This window comes from Bradyrhizobium sp. USDA 4451 (assembly GCF_054822585.1).
Map to the genome: position 1 here is coordinate 2,766,754 of NZ_JBTRCH010000001.1, position 14,824 is coordinate 2,781,577.

17 protein-coding genes are annotated in these 14,824 nt (G+C 65.9%); 12 read left to right on the forward strand and 5 right to left on the reverse strand.

Features of this window, described 5'->3' with window-relative positions:
- Position 1: 1 nt before the first annotated feature.
- On the reverse strand, positions 2-655 hold the full coding sequence (locus tag ACVMB0_RS12745; RefSeq protein WP_461346458.1) for a DNA-3-methyladenine glycosylase family protein: 654 nt from the start codon (positions 653-655) through the stop codon (positions 2-4).
- A gap of 116 nt (positions 656-771) precedes the next feature.
- On the opposite strand from ACVMB0_RS12745, the gene gluQRS reads away from it, so the two are divergent.
- Positions 772-1,641 (forward strand): tRNA glutamyl-Q(34) synthetase GluQRS, encoded by an 870-nt coding sequence (gene gluQRS / locus ACVMB0_RS12750; RefSeq protein WP_461346459.1) that lies wholly within the window; start codon positions 772-774, stop codon positions 1,639-1,641.
- Between the two features lie 110 nt (positions 1,642-1,751).
- Positions 1,752-3,053, forward strand: coding sequence for an ATP-binding protein (locus tag ACVMB0_RS12755; RefSeq protein WP_461346460.1), 1,302 nt, complete (start codon positions 1,752-1,754; stop codon positions 3,051-3,053).
- Here ACVMB0_RS12755 and ACVMB0_RS12760 read toward each other — a convergent pair.
- Positions 2,980-3,924 carry a YihY/virulence factor BrkB family protein gene (locus ACVMB0_RS12760; protein ID WP_456750442.1) on the reverse strand — a complete coding sequence of 315 codons (945 nt, stop codon included), beginning with the start codon at positions 3,922-3,924 and terminating at the stop codon, positions 2,980-2,982. The two genes, ACVMB0_RS12755 and ACVMB0_RS12760, sit on opposite strands and share 74 nt — an antisense overlap.
- 82 nt (positions 3,925-4,006) lie before the next feature.
- Between ACVMB0_RS12760 and ACVMB0_RS12765 the strand changes: the two genes are divergently transcribed.
- The 5 genes from ACVMB0_RS12765 (at position 4,007) to ACVMB0_RS12785 (ending at position 7,842) form a co-directional block, all read left to right on the forward strand.
- Positions 4,007-4,201, forward strand: coding sequence for a twin transmembrane helix small protein (locus tag ACVMB0_RS12765; RefSeq protein WP_024584739.1), 195 nt, complete (start codon positions 4,007-4,009; stop codon positions 4,199-4,201).
- Positions 4,202-4,324: 123 nt separating this feature from the next.
- Complete coding sequence (locus tag ACVMB0_RS12770; RefSeq protein WP_461346461.1) at positions 4,325-4,897, forward strand: cob(I)yrinic acid a,c-diamide adenosyltransferase; 573 nt, start codon at positions 4,325-4,327, stop codon at positions 4,895-4,897.
- Between the two features lie 117 nt (positions 4,898-5,014).
- A complete protein-coding gene (locus tag ACVMB0_RS12775) occupies positions 5,015-5,764 on the forward strand; it encodes an electron transfer flavoprotein subunit beta/FixA family protein (protein ID WP_461346462.1) in 750 nt (249 codons plus the stop codon).
- Complete coding sequence (locus ACVMB0_RS12780; protein ID WP_461346463.1) at positions 5,764-6,714, forward strand: electron transfer flavoprotein subunit alpha/FixB family protein; 951 nt, start codon at positions 5,764-5,766, stop codon at positions 6,712-6,714. The genes ACVMB0_RS12775 and ACVMB0_RS12780 overlap by 1 nt, the downstream gene beginning before the upstream one ends.
- 246 nt (positions 6,715-6,960) lie before the next feature.
- Positions 6,961-7,842 carry a 3-hydroxybutyryl-CoA dehydrogenase gene (locus ACVMB0_RS12785; RefSeq protein WP_456750438.1) on the forward strand — a complete coding sequence of 294 codons (882 nt, stop codon included), beginning with the start codon at positions 6,961-6,963 and terminating at the stop codon, positions 7,840-7,842.
- Positions 7,843-7,981: 139 nt separating this feature from the next.
- Here ACVMB0_RS12785 and ACVMB0_RS12790 read toward each other — a convergent pair whose 3' ends face one another.
- On the reverse strand, positions 7,982-9,193 hold the full coding sequence (locus tag ACVMB0_RS12790) for a pyridoxal phosphate-dependent aminotransferase (protein ID WP_461346464.1): 1,212 nt from the start codon (positions 9,191-9,193) through the stop codon (positions 7,982-7,984).
- A complete protein-coding gene (locus tag ACVMB0_RS12795) occupies positions 9,190-9,573 on the reverse strand; it encodes a tautomerase family protein (protein WP_461346465.1) in 384 nt (127 codons plus the stop codon). Before ACVMB0_RS12795 ends, ACVMB0_RS12790 begins: the two co-directional genes overlap by 4 nt.
- Before the next feature lie 102 nt (positions 9,574-9,675).
- Between ACVMB0_RS12795 and ACVMB0_RS12800 the strand changes: the two genes are divergently transcribed.
- Positions 9,676-10,533, forward strand: a complete 858-nt coding sequence (locus tag ACVMB0_RS12800; RefSeq protein ID WP_461346466.1) for a LysR substrate-binding domain-containing protein — start codon at positions 9,676-9,678, stop codon at positions 10,531-10,533.
- Between the two features lie 97 nt (positions 10,534-10,630).
- Entirely contained in the window at positions 10,631-10,819 is a 189-nt protein-coding gene (locus ACVMB0_RS12805) for a putative motility protein (RefSeq protein ID WP_456750433.1), read from the forward strand.
- Here the strand turns inward: ACVMB0_RS12805 and tlpA are convergent, their stop codons facing one another.
- Complete coding sequence (tlpA, locus tag ACVMB0_RS12810) at positions 10,820-11,512, reverse strand: thiol:disulfide interchange protein TlpA (protein WP_456750432.1); 693 nt, start codon at positions 11,510-11,512, stop codon at positions 10,820-10,822.
- 116 nt (positions 11,513-11,628) lie between these two features.
- Between tlpA and argH the strand changes: the two genes are divergently transcribed.
- The 3 genes from argH (at position 11,629) to lysA (ending at position 14,753) form a co-directional block, all read left to right on the forward strand.
- On the forward strand, positions 11,629-13,026 hold the full coding sequence (gene argH, locus ACVMB0_RS12815) for an argininosuccinate lyase (protein ID WP_456750431.1): 1,398 nt from the start codon (positions 11,629-11,631) through the stop codon (positions 13,024-13,026).
- A gap of 92 nt (positions 13,027-13,118) precedes the next feature.
- A complete protein-coding gene (gene lptM / locus ACVMB0_RS12820) occupies positions 13,119-13,388 on the forward strand; it encodes an LPS translocon maturation chaperone LptM (protein WP_456750430.1) in 270 nt (89 codons plus the stop codon).
- Positions 13,389-13,487: 99 nt separating this feature from the next.
- Positions 13,488-14,753, forward strand: a complete 1,266-nt coding sequence (gene lysA, locus ACVMB0_RS12825; RefSeq protein ID WP_456750429.1) for a diaminopimelate decarboxylase — start codon at positions 13,488-13,490, stop codon at positions 14,751-14,753.
- Positions 14,754-14,824 lie beyond the last annotated feature (71 nt).

Below are 14,824 nucleotides of genomic sequence, written 5' to 3' on the forward strand. Positions count from 1 at the left end.
GCTACTTCGCGGCGGCGATCACGCCCTCGCGGTTCTTCAGCACGCGATAATACGCCCACCACAGATGGGCGGCCGCGCCGCGCAGCGGACGCCACGGCTCGGCGAGCGGCGCCATCTGCTTCGGCGTCGGCCGCTGCTTCAACCCGAGCCCGACCTTGATCGCCTCCTGCACGGCAAGGTCGCCCGCCGGCCATGCGTCGCCATGGCCGAGACAGAACAGCAGATAGACGTCGGCGGTCCACGGGCCGATCCCGGGCAGCGCGGTCAGCGTGTTGTGCGCGGCATCGGCTTCTTCGTTGGCGAGCACGTCGAGGTTCAGCCGCTCTTCTGCGAGTTCGCGCGCGATGTGCTTCAACGTCTTGATCTTGGCCGCCGACAGCCCGAGGCGGCCGAGCCGGTCGGCGCGCGCCTTGCGGATCGCATCATGATGGAACGGGTCGAACGCCTTGCTGACGCGCCCCCAGATCGCCGCCGCACTTGCGGTCGAGAGCTGCTGGCCGCAGATGATCGCGGCAAGCCCGGCAAACCCGGGCTCACGCTGCCGGATCTCCGGCATGCCGGTGGCTTCGAGAATCGGGCGCAGCCGCCGATCCTGGTCGACCAGTTTCTGGACCGCGTCGTCGAGGTCGGCCTGGGTTTCGAGATGAATTAGCATTGCGGGATCTGCATCGGCTAGTCTTGCACGGGCTTGACCCGCGCATCCTTCTCCTATCGTAACAGAGTCTCGTCCAGATGGATTGCCAACCCGGCAATGACGCACGACCGGTCGCTATGCCTCCCGTTTTCCGTTTTGCGCCGAGTCCGAACGGCCACCTGCATCTCGGCCACGCCTATTCGGCGCTGCTCAACCATGACCTCGCGCGGCAGACCGGCGGGCGCTTTCTGCTGCGGATCGAGGACATCGACGCGACGCGCTGCCGACCGGAATTCGAGCAGGCGATCTACGAGGACCTCGCCTGGCTCGGCATCGCTTGGGAGACCCCGGTGCGGCGGCAGTCGGAGCATTTCGCCGCCTATCGCGCGGCGATCGACCGCCTGGCGGTCCAGGGGTTGGTCTATCCGAGCTTCGAGAGCCGTGCCGAGATCGCGCGGCTGGTCGCCGAACGTGAGGCCAGTGGCGCCTGGCCGCGCGATCCGGATGGCGCGCCGCTTTATCCGGGCACGGCCAGATCGCTGCCGCCGGCGGACCGCGACCGGCTGAGCGGGCAGGGCGCGCCGTTCGCGCTGCGGCTCGACATGGCCGCGGCCGGCGCGAAAGCCTGTGACCTGTGCTGGCACGAGGCGGGCGAAGGGCCGGCCGGCGAGCGCGGCGACGTGGCGGCCCGGCCGGAGGCCTGGGGCGACGTGATCCTGGCCCGCAAGGAGACCCCGACCAGCTACCATCTCTCCGTCGTGGTCGACGATGCCCTGCAGGGTGTGACCGATGTGGTCAGGGGCGTTGACCTGTTCTGGTCGACCAGCGTGCATCGGCTGTTGCAGCAGTTGCTCGGCCTGCCTATGCCCGCCTACCGGCACCATCGCCTGATCCGGGATGCCGCCGGCCGGAAACTGTCGAAATCGACCCGGGCGACCGGACTGCGCGAATTGCGGGCGGAGGGAGCGAGCCCGGCCGACATTCGCCGTCTGGTCGGCCTGCCGTAAAGCGGCTGGTGACGATCATCGCGCATTGCGGTGATGGACCGCAAACGCTGCCGTGACTCCGGCCTGCCTGGCATGCCATGTTGTCGTCCGGGGCGGGGATCACGGAAACCATGGCGTCAAAATCGCGCGCACGGCGCAGCAAGCGGCCATCCAACAGGCCGCCGCCGAAGACCCGCGCCGCCAAAACGCGCGCGGCCAAAACCGGCGCCGCGAAGGCGGCAACCAAGCCACGGCATAAGCGAGCGGCGCCAAAGCCGGCCCCGAAGACCACTCCCGGCATGGTCGAGACTGCGCTTGCCGCCTTTGCCCATGAGGTCCGGACGCCGCTGACCGGCATCCTCGCGATCAGCAATCTGCTCGCGACGTCGGAACTCGGCGAGCGCGAGCGGCGCTGGGTCGACACCATCAAGGCCGGCGCCGAGCATCTGGCGAGCCTTGCCACCCTGTTCGTCGATGCTGCCCGCAGCGAGGGGCCGGGGCTTGAGATCCGGCAGGACTTCTTCGACCTGCGCACGCTGGCGCGCCATGCCGGGGATTCGCTGGCCGGCCGCGCCGCAGCCAAGGGGCTGCAGGCCTCCGTCGTGATCTCCGACCGGCTGCCGGCGTTTGCGATCGGCGATCCCGTCCGGTTGCGCGCGGCGCTGGAGAACCTGATCGACAACGCCGTCAAGTTCACCGAGCAGGGCAGCGTCAAGCTCAACGTCGCGCCGGTGCGCGCGGCCAGGGGAAAGGACAGCGGCAGAATCGGCGTTGCCTTTGCAATTTCCGACAGCGGCATCGGCCTGACCCTGTCGGAGGTCAAGCGCCTGTTCCGGCCGTTCTCGCAGGCCAATGTCTCGATCGCGGCGCGGTTCGGCGGTGCCGGGCTCGGCCTGTCCTCGGTCAAGCAGCTCGCGCGGGCCATGGGCGGCGACATCGTCGCGGCGCAGCGCGCCGGCGGCGGCACCGTCTTCACGCTCAGCGTGGCGCTGGTCTCGGCCGAAGGGCCGGCCGGTGCTGCGTCGAGCGAAGGCGCCGCGGTGCTGATGTCGCAGGGGTTGCGGCTGCTCAGCGTCGAGGACAATCCGTTCGGCCGCGTCGTGCTCAACACGATCCTGACCGAGCTCGGCCACCAGGCCGAATTCATCGGTCAGGGCGAGGCTGCGCCCGACCGGCTCGGACAGGGTGTGTTCGACGCCGTGCTGATGGACATGGTGCTGCCCGGCATCGGCGGTGTCGAAACCATCAAGCGCATCCGTGCGCTGCCGCTGCCGCACGGCGATATCGTGATCGTCGGGATTTCCGGCCGTGCCGAAGACGAAGCCGCGGCGCGCGCCGCCGGCGCCGACGCCTTCCTGGTCAAGCCTGTTTCTCCGCGGGCGCTCGCGACTGCGCTGCATGAAGCGACACGCCGCGCGGCAGCCGCGACTTGATGATCGCGGCGTTCAATTCGCCGCCGAACACGAAGATCGCGGCGATGAAATACATGAACACCAGCGCGATCACCACCGAGGCAAGCCCCGCATACATGGTCACGTAATTGTTGGCGAAGCGCGCCAGGTACATGCCGAAGCCGATGCCCGAGATCAGCGACGCCACCATCGTGAAGATGATGCCGGGCAGGATCTGCGTGAAGCTGCGGCGCCCCGCCGGAAGCCAGGCATGCAGGATGAACAGCGCAACCACCAGCGCCAGGATCGTGATGCCGTAACGGGCGGTGTTGAGCAGGCTCTCGTTGGATTCGACGAAGAACGGGATATAGCGCCGCGCCGCCTCGATGATCAGCGGCCCGAGCACGATCAGGAACGCCATCGCGAGCGAGGTGAACGCCGCGACCAGCGTATAGCCGATCGACTCCAGCCGCAGCCAGTACCAGCGCCGCGGCTCGATCACGGCATAGGCGCGGTTCAGCGCCACCCGCAGCGCCTCGACGCCGTTGGAGGCGAAGTAGACCGCGAGCACCGCGCCGATGGTCAGGATGTCGCCGCGGGTGTTGGTCAGCACGTCGTGGATCTGGCCGGACAGCGCGCCGGCGACCTGATCCGGCCAGACCTGGAGCAATAGCCCGACCGCCTGGTCGGCGAGCTGCTTGGAGCCGACGAAGCCGGCTAGCGACGTCAGCACGATCAGGAACGGAAACAGCGCCATCAGGGTCGACAGCGCGATATGGCTCGCGATCGCCCAGCCGTCATCGGCGAGGAACGTGTAAAAGGCATCCATCACGACGTGGGTGACGTAACGAAGCTGCTTCACATTCCACCCGGCATTATCGACGACCGCTCGGTCCGAGAACGGACCCAGCATCTGATACTACGCCTTGAAAAGCCAGTTGGTTGCATGGCGCAGCTGTGTGGAAGTCCGCGTCCTGCGGTGTTATGTACCGCAGATGACATCCGTCCTCAGCACGATCATTCTTCCCATCGCCGTCGGCGCCGTAGCCCTGGTGCTCCTGCTCGGCCTCATCAACATGATGAAGGGCGGCTCGCCGAACACGTCGCAGAAGCTGATGCGGCTGCGCGTGCTGTTGCAGTTCGTCGCCATCGTCATCGCGATGCTCGCGGTGTGGGCGATGGGACGATAGCTGAGGTACACTCTTCACCTCTCCCACCCAACTCGGGTTTACCCGAGTTGGGCACGCAAAATTGTCGAAGTCGGATATATCCGACTTCGATGGGAGGGGTGAACTCGAACACTGGAGCCGGCCATGGTCGTTCTCAATCGAATCTATACGCGCACCGGCGATGACGGCACCACCGCGCTCGGCTCCGGCGAGCGGCGGCCGAAATACGATCTGCGCGTGGCCGCCTACGGCACCGTCGACGAGACCAATGCCGCGATCGGCGTAGTCCGATTGCATCTCGCCGAAAGCCCCGAGGTCGATGCGATGCTCGGCCGCATCCAGAACGACCTGTTCGATCTCGGCGCCGATCTGGCGGTGCCGGAGCGCGAGGGCAAGGCCGAGCGCCTGCGCGTGCTGGCAAGCCAGGTCGAGCGGCTCGAACGCGACATCGACGGCCTCAACGACCAGCTGGCGCCGCTGACCTCGTTCGTGCTGCCCGGCGGGACGGCTGCGTCGGCCTATCTGCACCTCGCCCGAACGATATGTCGCCGCGCGGAACGGATGATGGTGGAACTCGCCGCCCGGCCCGACGAGCCGGTCAATCCAGCTGGCATTCAGTATATGAACCGGCTGTCGGATTTCCTGTTCGTTGCCAGCCGCTTCCAGAACAACAAGGGGGCCGGGGACGTGTTGTGGGTGCCGGGTCAGAACCGCTAAACTGGTTCAAAACCGGGTGACGGTTTTTTGGCTTTGGCGCGTTGACCGGGGGAAACGGGACCTTTAGGTTCCGCGCCAGCCAACCGAAACCCATAAAATCAAAGCGAAAGAGGATCGATGAAGGTTCTTGTGCCGGTAAAGCGGGTCGTCGACTACAACGTCAAGGTCCGCGTCAAGAGTGACGGGACGGGCGTGGAGCTCGCCAACGTCAAGATGTCGATGAACCCGTTTGACGAGATCGCCGTCGAGGAAGCGCTGCGGCTGAAGGAAGCCGGCAAGGCGACCGAAGTGGTGGTGGTGTCGATCGGACCGGCGCAGGCCTCCGAGACCATTCGCACCGGGCTTGCGATGGGCGCCGACCGCGGCATCCTGGTCAAGGCCGAAGGCAATGTCGAACCGCTCGCGGTCGCCAAGATCCTGAAGGCGGTGGTCGAGGCAGAGCAGCCCGGCCTCGTCATCCTCGGCAAGCAGGCGATCGACGACGACAGCAATCAGACCGGCCAGATGCTGGCCGCGCTGCTCGGCTGGTCGCAGGCGACCTTCGCCTCCAAGCTCGAGGTCGACGGAAGCGACTTCAAGGTCACGCGCGAAGTCGACGGCGGTCTGCAGACCGTCAAGCTGAAGGGCCCGGCGATCGTCACCACCGACCTGCGTCTCAACGAGCCGCGCTATGCGTCGCTGCCCAACATCATGAAGGCGAAGAAGAAGCCGATCGACGACAAGAGCGTCGCTGACTACGGCGTCGATGTCACGCCGCGTCTGGAAGTGCTGAAGACCGCGGAACCCTCAGGCCGCAAGGCGGGCGTCAAGGTCAAGGACGTCGCCGAACTCGTGAACAAGCTCAAGACCGAAGCCGGGGTTCTCTGATGACGACGCTGTTGATTGCTGAACACGACCACGAGACCCTGAAGGACGCGACCAACAAGGCACTGACCGCGGCTTCCCAGCTCGGCGGCGACGTCCATGTGCTGGTTGCCGGTGGCGGCCAGGGCACCAAGGCCGCGGCGGAAGCGGCCGCCAAGCTTGCCGGCGTCAGCAAGGTGCTGGTCGCCGAAGGTCCCGCCTATGAGCACGACCTCGCCGAGCCGCTGGCTGCGCTGATCGTCGCGCTGGCGCCCGGCTACGACGCCTTCGTCGCGCCCGCGACCTCGCGCTTCAAGAACGTGATGCCGCGCGTCGCAGCGCTGCTCGACGTCATGCAGGTCTCTGAGATCATCAAGGTCGTCGCGCCCGACACCTTCGAGCGGCCGATCTATGCCGGCAACGCGATCCAGACCGTGAAGTCGAAGGACGCCAAGAAGGTGATCACGGTCCGCACCTCGACCTTCGCCGCCGCCGGCGAAGGCGGCAGCGCGGCGATCGAGAACGCCGCATCCGCCGCCGATCCCGGCCTGTCGACGTTCGTCGACGAGGAAGTCGCCAAGAGCGACCGTCCGGAACTGACCTCGGCCAAGATCATCGTCTCGGGTGGCCGCGCGATGCAGAGCCGCGAGAACTTCGCCAAGTACATCGAGCCGCTCGCCGACAAGCTCGGCGCCGGCGTCGGCGCCTCGCGCGCCGCGGTCGATGCCGGCTATGCGCCGAACGACTGGCAGGTCGGCCAGACCGGCAAGGTGGTGGCCCCGGAACTTTATGTCGCGGTCGGCATCTCCGGCGCGATCCAGCATCTGGCCGGCATGAAGGACTCCAAGGTGATCGTCGCCATCAACAAGGACGAAGACGCGCCGATCTTCCAGGTCGCCGATTACGGCCTGGTCGCCGACCTCTACCAGGCGGTTCCGGAACTGACCGAAGCGCTCGGCAAGCTCGGAAAGTAAGCGACAAGACACCGGCCGGGTGGCTAAGCTCCGGCCGGTGTTGATATTTTCGAGGCAATGATCCGGAAACGTTTTTCCGAAAGGATCATGCTCGATGGGGGGAATGGGGCTTGGTGTGATGACATGTCATCACATCATGGTCCCGGGAAACGTTTTCCGGCGGATTGGGCAACCCGGAAGGCTTCACTTCGGGTATCGTTGGGATTGGGCAGGCGCGACATGCGCGCCGTTCCGGTGGATGACAAGATGACGGTGGCAATCAAAAAGGTCGGCGTGATCGGTTCGGGCCAGATGGGCAACGGCATCGCCCATGTGGCGGCGCTGGCCGGCTTCGACGTGGTGCTCAACGACGTGTCCGGCGACCGGCTGAAATCGGCACTGGCGACCATCAACGGCAATCTGACCCGCCAGGTGGCCAAGAAGGCGATCAGCGAAGCCGAGCGCAAGCAGGCGCTCGACCGCATCGCCTCCGCCGAGACGCTCGACGCGCTGGCCGATTGCGACCTCGTGATCGAGACCGCGGTCGAGAAGGAAGAAACCAAGCGCAAGATCTTCCAGGAGGTCTGCGCGGTGCTGAAGCCGGACGCGATCGTCGCGACCAACTCGTCGTCGATCTCGATCACACGGCTCGCCGCCTCGACCGACCGCCCGGAGAAATTCATCGGCATTCATTTCATGAATCCGGTGCCGGCGATGGAGCTGGTCGAGCTGATCCGTGGCATCGCCACCGACGACACGACCTTCGACACCGCCAAGGCGTTCGTCGCCAAGCTCGGCAAGCAGGTCGCGGTGTCGGAGGATTTCCCCGCCTTCATCGTCAACCGCATCCTGCTGCCGATGATCAACGAGGCGATCTACACGCTGTATGAAGGCGTCGGCAACGTCGAGGCGATCGACGCCGCGATGAAGCTCGGCGCACATCATCCGATGGGCCCGCTCGAGCTTGCCGATTTCATCGGCCTCGACACCTGCCTGTCGATCATGCAGGTGCTGCATGAGGGGCTCGCCGATTCAAAGTATCGGCCGTGCCCGCTGCTGGTGAAATACGTCGAGGCCGGCTGGCTCGGACGCAAGAGCCAGCGCGGCTTCTACGACTATCGCGGCGACAAGCCGATCCCGACGCGGTAATCACTGCGTCTTCAGGTCAGTGCTCGCAGCAGCGCGAGCGTCGCGGGCACGAGGCTGACGATGACAGTCGCACCCATTCCAAGTCCGAGCAGATGCGCTGCCAGTGCGAGACGCTGACTCTGGCTTTGTGCGTGAGGCGTCACTGCAGCGCCTCGCACGCGCGCCTTAATCGCCTGCCGGCCTCCTCGATGGTCGCCGACGGGTTGGCGAAGCTGACGCGGATGTAGGGCGACAGCCCGAGATCCTCGCCGGGGAACACCACCAGATCGGCGTTCTCGAGCAGATAGGTCGAGAAATCGCGGTCGGTCGCGATGATCTTGCCGTCGGGTGCGCGCTTGCCGATCACGCCGGCGCAACCGATCAGCAGATAGAACGTGCCGTCCGGCGGCGTGCAGGACAGCCCGGCGCATCCGTTGATCAGTTCGGCAAAGCGGTCGCGTCGCGCGCGCAGGATGGCTGCGCGCTCGGCCAGCACATCCTGTGGGCCATCGAGCGCGGCAACTGCGGCGGCCTGGCTGATCGACGATGCGCCCGATGTGGTCTGCGACTGGATCGTGATCATCGCGCGGATCAGCGCCGCAGGTCCGGCGGCATAACCGATCCGCCATCCCATCATGGCGTAGCTCTTGGCGAGGCCGCTGACGGTCAACGTCCGCGGCTTCAGGCGCGGCTCGATCTCCGCCAGCGTCGGCGCCGGTGCGCCATCGAACGTGATGTGCTCGTAGAGCCCGTCGGCCAGCACCCAGATATCCGGATGCCGCGACAGGACCGCGGCGATCTCGGAGAGATCCTCGCGTGAATAGCGCGCGCCGGAGGGATTGACCGGATTGTTGAGCACGATCCAGCGCGTCCGCGCCGTGATCGCCGCCTGCAGATCCTCGCCGCGCAGCCTGAAGCCGTTGTTCTGCGCGCACGGCATGACCACCGGCGCCCCGCCTGCGAGCCGCACCTGATCGAGATAGGGCGCCCAATAGGGTGCAGGGATGATCACCTCGTCGTCGGGCGCCAGCGTCGCGAGCAGCGCGTTGAACAGCGCTTGCGTCGAGCCGTTGGTGATGACGATCTCATCCAGCCGATAGTCGAGACGATGGTCGCGCAGCAGCGCGGCCTGCACCGCGCGCTTCACATCCGGCGTGCCGTCGACGTCGGTGTAGCGGGTTTCGCCGCTCAGGGCCGCGTCATGCGCCGCCGCGATCACGTGCGCCGGCGTCGGAAAATCCAGATTGCCCGACGACAGCTCGATGATGTCGCGCCCATTGGCGCGCAGTTCGCGGGCGCGCCGCCGCAGCACCGATGCGGGCGATGCCTTGATGCCGCTCATCCGCGGCGAGAGGATCGGGGATGCGCTCATCGGACGTACTGCGCCTCGCCGTTGCCGAACGACCAGTTCTCGGGAAGCACCTCGACCAGGTTGATGAAGATGTCCTCGGTCCGCAGGCCGGGGCTGTCCGTCAGCAGCTCGGCGATCCGGCGATAGAGCCTCTGTTTTTGCGTCACCGGGCGGGTGTTGCTGACGGTGATCTGGATGATGACCAGATCGTCGCTGCGCCTGATGCCGAGATAGTCGGCGCCATAAGCGAAATCGTCGCCATCATGCTCGGAGACCGTCATGAAGCGGTCGCCGTCCGGCACATCGAAGGTCTCGCGCATGGCGCGATAAAGGCTGTCGAGAATGGCCTTGCGGTAGGCGGCGGGCTTGCCCCGTCGCAGCGAGACGCGGGTCAGCGGCATGATGGTGGCTCCTTGCAGATTTGCGTGCAGCCGATCCTAGGCGCTGATTGATCATTTAAAAACGGCATGATATCTCATTTCAATGATTTCAGATTGAAATGAATGGCCATGAAAGCTCTCGATCTCGAGGCGGTGCAGGCCTTTGTCCTGGTTGCTGACCTCAGCAGCTTCACCCGCGCGGCGCAGGTCATGGAGACCACGCAGTCCGCGGTAAGCCTGAAGATCAGGCGGCTGGAAGACGGGCTTGGCCGGCGGCTGCTGGAGCGCACGCCGCGGCTGGTCCGGCTGTCCGCCGAAGGAGCGGCCTTCCTCGGCGCGGCGCGCAATCTCGTTGCCGCGCATCAATCGGCGATCGGGTCGTTCGCGGTCGAGCATCGGCGGCTGGTCGTCGGCATCAGCCACCACATCGTCGGAACGGAGCTGGCGTCGCTGCTGAAGCGGATGAACGCCACCGATCCCGGCCTGGTGATCCAGCTGCATGTCGACACGTCGCGCGCGGTGCTCGGCGCATTCGACGACGGCAAGCTCGATGCCGCGATCGCCCTCCGTCACGATGCCAAGCGCCGCGATGGCGACGTGCTGTTCGAGGAACCGTTCGGCTGGATGGCCGCGCCGGATTTTCACCATCGTCCCGGCGAGCCGCTGCGGCTGGCGACCCAGGCCGAGCCGTGCAGCGTCCGCGCCATGGCCGTCGAGGCGCTCGATGCCGCCGGCATCGCCTGGACCGAGGCCTTCGTCGGCGGCGGGCTCGCGACGATCGGGGCTGCGATATCCGCCGGGCTTGCGGTCGCCGCGCTGGCGCGCCGGGTGGCGCCGGCGGATACCGTCGACCTCGGGCCGCGGCTTGGCCTGCCGCCCTTGCCGTCGCGCGACGTCATGCTGCATTCGAAGCTGTCGGATGCGCGAACCCGGCAAGCGCTGCGCACGCTCGGCGCGGCGTTTGCGGCGAATGCGGCTTGAGCCTTATTCAGACGATGCGGCAGCCTGACGCGGCCATCCGTTACCCAGGCATTAACTTTGGCGCGCTACGCCAAGCTTGGAATTGGGAGTACCGCGTATGGACACGATGAGCATGGTCACCAGCATCCTGTCGATGCAGCAGGGCAACCTGCAGGGTGAGATCGCGACCCGGGTCACGAAGCAGAACCTCGACGCGGAGAAATTCGCGGTTCAGACCCTGCTTGGGACGCCGTCGACCGCCAATCTCGGCCCCGGCATCGGCGACAATCTCAACGCCGTCGCCTGATCAGAACCCGGCCGCGGCCGGCTGTAGCGCCGCCTTCACCAGCTTGATCGCATCGTCGCTCGCCCATTCGGCGGGACCGGCGATGTTGGCGATTTCGCAGCCCTTGCCGTCGACCAGCACCGAGGTCGGCATGCCCAGCGCCTTGCCTATGTTCTTAAGATCCTGAAAGACCTTGGCTTTCTGGTCGCTGAAATAGTCGAGCCGGGTCAGATTGGCCTCTTTGAGGAAGGTCTTCGGCTTGTCCGGGTCGCGGGTGTCGATGTTGATCGCGACCACCTCGAAATCCTTGCCGCCGAGCTTGGTCTGCAGGCTGTCGAGCGCCGGCATCTCCTTGCGGCAGGGCACGCACCAGGTCGCCCAGAGGTTGACCAGAACGGTCTTGCCGCGCCAGTCCGAGAGCTTCTTCGGCTGGCCGTTGGCATCCTCGAAGGCGAGGTCGGGCAATTTGAGCGGGGTGGTGGCCATGGTCAGCGCGGCGACCTCGCCCTGGGCGAGTGGGGCGATCTTCTTGGCCAGATCCACCGCGCTGTTGCAGGCGATATCGCCGCCCGCGGGATGCCTGAGGCCGGAGACCCCGACATAGCCGATCACGGCCCCGACCAGCACGGCGCCGATCACCAGCGGAATGCGCCATCTGGCCGCCGGCTTGGCGGTCGGCTCGCTCGGGGTCGTCTCGGGCATATCGTTTGTCATCCTGGGTCAGATGTGGCTAAGCAGTGCCGGGAATTACGATCGGAACCGCCATGCTGTTTCGTCGCTCCGGCGATGAAACCGCACGGCCTGAAATACAAATTCGTGAGCGAGATGTCATGAGCAACAAGATGTGGGGCGGCCGGTTCTCGGAGCGTCCCGACGCGATCATGGAGGAAATCAACGTCTCCATCGACGTCGACCGGCACCTTTATGCCCAGGACATTGCCGCGTCCAAGGCCCACGCCGCGATGCTCGCCGCGCAAGGCATCATCACCGCAGCTGATGCGAAAAATATCGGCAAAGGTCTAGACACGATTTTGTCAGAAATCGGCAAGGGCGATTTCGATTTCAAGCGCGCGCTCGAGGACATCCATATGAATGTCGAGTCGCGGCTGTCCGAGTTGATCGGGCCCGCAGCGGGCCGGCTGCACACCGCACGCTCGCGCAACGACCAGGTCGCGACCGATTTCCGGCTCTATGTCCGCGACACCATCGATGAGACCAATGCGGCGCTGGCCGCATTCCAGCAGGCGCTGGTCGCCCGCGCGCTGGAGCACGCCGGAACCGTGATGCCGGGCTTCACCCATCTGCAGACCGCGCAGCCGGTGACCTTCGGCCATCATCTCCTCGCCTATGTCGAGATGGCCGGCCGCGATCGTGGCCGCTTTACTGACGCGCGCAAGCGGCTCAATGAATCGCCGCTCGGCGCCGCCGCACTCGCCGGCACTTCGTTTCCGATCGACCGCGCAGCGACGGCGAAAGCGCTCGGCTTCGACCGGCCGATGGCCAATTCGCTGGATGCGGTGTCAGACCGCGATTTCGTGCTGGAGACGCTGTCGGCGGCCGCGATCTGCGCCGTGCACATGTCGCGCTTCGCCGAGGAGATCGTGATCTGGACCTCGCCTTTGGTCGGGCTCGTCAAGCTCAGCGACAAGTTCACCACCGGCTCGTCGATCATGCCGCAGAAGCGCAATCCGGACGCCGCGGAGCTCGTGCGCGCCAAGACCGGCCGCGTGATCGGTGCGCTCACCGCGCTCTTGATCGTGATGAAGGGCTTGCCGCTCGCCTATCAAAAGGACATGCAGGAGGACAAGCAGGGCGCGATGGAGGCCTTCGAGGCACTGTCGCTCGCGATCCGCGCCATGACCGGCATGGTCGAGGACCTGGTGCCGGATGAGGCGAAGATGAAGGCCGCCGCCGGCGAGGGCTATGCCACCGCGACCGATCTGGCCGATTGGCTGGTGCGGACCCTGAAAATGCCGTTCCGCGACGCCCACCACGTCACCGGGCGCATCGTCGGCCTCGCCTCGAAGCAGGGCGTGGCGCTGCACGAATTACCGCTCAAGGCCATGCAGGAGGTCGAGCCCAAGATCACCGCCGAGGCGCTGAAGGTACTGAGCGTCGAATCCTCGGTGCAGAGCCGGACCTCGTTTGGCGGCACGGCGCCGAAGAATGTGATGGCGCAGGCCAAGGCCTGGGCCAAGCGGCTGGAAAAAGAGCGAAAATTGGGCTGAACCGGAAAATTTGGCGGTGATTTCTCGGGCCTCGGCCTCTCGCCAGAGCACGCCAATGTTTGTATGGTGCCGCCCGAATTGGGGAATTCGTCGTGATTAGCAAGAACCGCCTGACCCCCTCGGGATGGGCCATCATTGTGCTGAGCGTTTCCGCGCTGGCGCTCGGCGGCTGTGGCCGCAAGGGACCGCTCGACCTGCCGCCGACCGCCAACGCCGCGCCGGGGGCAGCACCGACCGACACCGAGGCCGAGCGGGCGGCGCAGCCCAGCGTGTTCAATCCGACCTATGGCTCGGATGCCGCGCCGGCCGCGTCGAGGGGCAATAAACGGCCCTTCATCCTCGATCCGCTGCTCGGCAACTAATATCTGGAGCATGATCCGGAAAAGTGGGAACCGGTTTTCCCTCGCGACAAACGCGGAACGCGTTTGCGCGGAGATCATGCTCAAACAATGTAGTGTGTCATGAACCATTTCGACTATCGCAACGGCGTGCTGCATGCCGAGGCGGTCAATCTCATTGAGCTGGCGGAAGCCGTCGGCACCCCGTTCTATTGCTATTCGACGGCGACGCTGGAGCGGCACTACCGCGTCTTCACCGAGGCCTTTGCCGGTGAGAAGGCGCTGGTGTGCTACGCCATGAAGGCGAACTCCAACCAGTCGGTGCTGCGCACGCTGGCCAAGCTCGGCGCCGGCGCCGACGTGGTGTCCGGCGGCGAATTGAAGCGGGCGCTGGCGGCCGGCATTCCGCCCTCGAAGATCGTGTTCTCCGGCGTCGGCAAGACCGAGGGCGAACTGCGCGCCGCGCTCGCCACCGACATCCTCTGCATCAACATCGAGTCCGAGCCGGAACTCGACATGCTGTCGCGCCTTGCGGTCGAGATGAAGACGACCGCGCGCATCTCGGTGCGGGTCAATCCCGACGTCGATGCCGGCACCCATGCCAAGATCTCGACCGGCAAATCCGAGAACAAGTTCGGCATCCCGATCGCCCGTGCCCGCGAGGTCTATGCCCGCGCGGCGAAGCTGCCGGGCATCAAGGTCACCGGCACCGACGTGCATATCGGCAGCCAGATCACCGATCTCGGTCCGCTGGAGGTTGCCTTCCGGCTGCTCGCGGAATTCGTCCAGACGCTGCGCGCCGACGGCCACGATATCTCGCATGTCGATTTCGGCGGCGGCCTCGGCATTCCCTATTACATGGACCGCGCCGCGCCGCCGGAACCGGGTGCCTATGCCGCGATGGTCAAGCGCGTCACGCACAATCTCGGCTGCACGCTGATGTTCGAGCCGGGCCGCATGATCGTCGGCAATGCCGGCATCCTGGTTGCCCGCGTGATCCATGTGAAGCCGGGCGACGCCAAGAACTTCGTGATCATCGACGCCGCGATGAACGACCTGATCCGGCCGACGCTGTATGAAGCGCATCACGACATCCTGCCGGTGCGCCAGCCTGCGCAGGGCACGCCGACCATGGTCGCCGACGTGGTCGGCCCGGTCTGCGAGACCGGCGACTATCTCGCACTCGACCGCGCGCTGCCGCAGCCGAAGGCCGGCGATCTCCTGGCGATCATGACCGCCGGCGCCTATGGCGCGGTGCAGTCCGGCACCTACAACACCCGGCCGCTGGTGCCGGAGGTGCTGGTCAAGGACGACCAGTTTGCCGTGGTCCGCCCGCGCATCGACGTCGACGCTTTGATCGCCATGGACAAGCCCGCGCCGTGGTTGTGAGGCCGTAGCCCGGATGTAGCGAAGCGAAATCCGGGACGGTCTCTGACGCGGCACGAACCCCGGATTACGCT

Bases quoted from the DNA above. Each gene is read 5' to 3' on its own strand.
- ACVMB0_RS12745 (WP_461346458.1), bottom strand. From the start codon at position 655: ATGCTAATTCATCTCGAAACCCAGGCCGACCTCGACGACGCGGTCCAG.
- gluQRS (WP_461346459.1), top strand. From the start codon at position 772: ATGCCTCCCGTTTTCCGTTTTGCGCCGAGTCCGAACGGCCACCTGCAT.
- ACVMB0_RS12755 (WP_461346460.1), top strand. From the start codon at position 1,752: ATGGCGTCAAAATCGCGCGCACGGCGCAGCAAGCGGCCATCCAACAGG.
- ACVMB0_RS12760 (WP_456750442.1), bottom strand. From the start codon at position 3,924: ATGCTGGGTCCGTTCTCGGACCGAGCGGTCGTCGATAATGCCGGGTGG.
- ACVMB0_RS12765 (WP_024584739.1), top strand. From the start codon at position 4,007: ATGACATCCGTCCTCAGCACGATCATTCTTCCCATCGCCGTCGGCGCC.
- ACVMB0_RS12770 (WP_461346461.1), top strand. From the start codon at position 4,325: ATGGTCGTTCTCAATCGAATCTATACGCGCACCGGCGATGACGGCACC.
- ACVMB0_RS12775 (WP_461346462.1), top strand. From the start codon at position 5,015: ATGAAGGTTCTTGTGCCGGTAAAGCGGGTCGTCGACTACAACGTCAAG.
- ACVMB0_RS12780 (WP_461346463.1), top strand. From the start codon at position 5,764: ATGACGACGCTGTTGATTGCTGAACACGACCACGAGACCCTGAAGGAC.
- ACVMB0_RS12785 (WP_456750438.1), top strand. From the start codon at position 6,961: ATGACGGTGGCAATCAAAAAGGTCGGCGTGATCGGTTCGGGCCAGATG.
- ACVMB0_RS12790 (WP_461346464.1), bottom strand. From the start codon at position 9,193: ATGAGCGCATCCCCGATCCTCTCGCCGCGGATGAGCGGCATCAAGGCA.
- ACVMB0_RS12795 (WP_461346465.1), bottom strand. From the start codon at position 9,573: ATGCCGCTGACCCGCGTCTCGCTGCGACGGGGCAAGCCCGCCGCCTAC.
- ACVMB0_RS12800 (WP_461346466.1), top strand. From the start codon at position 9,676: ATGGCCATGAAAGCTCTCGATCTCGAGGCGGTGCAGGCCTTTGTCCTG.
- ACVMB0_RS12805 (WP_456750433.1), top strand. From the start codon at position 10,631: ATGGACACGATGAGCATGGTCACCAGCATCCTGTCGATGCAGCAGGGC.
- tlpA (WP_456750432.1), bottom strand. From the start codon at position 11,512: ATGACAAACGATATGCCCGAGACGACCCCGAGCGAGCCGACCGCCAAG.
- argH (WP_456750431.1), top strand. From the start codon at position 11,629: ATGAGCAACAAGATGTGGGGCGGCCGGTTCTCGGAGCGTCCCGACGCG.
- lysA (WP_456750429.1), top strand. From the start codon at position 13,488: ATGAACCATTTCGACTATCGCAACGGCGTGCTGCATGCCGAGGCGGTC.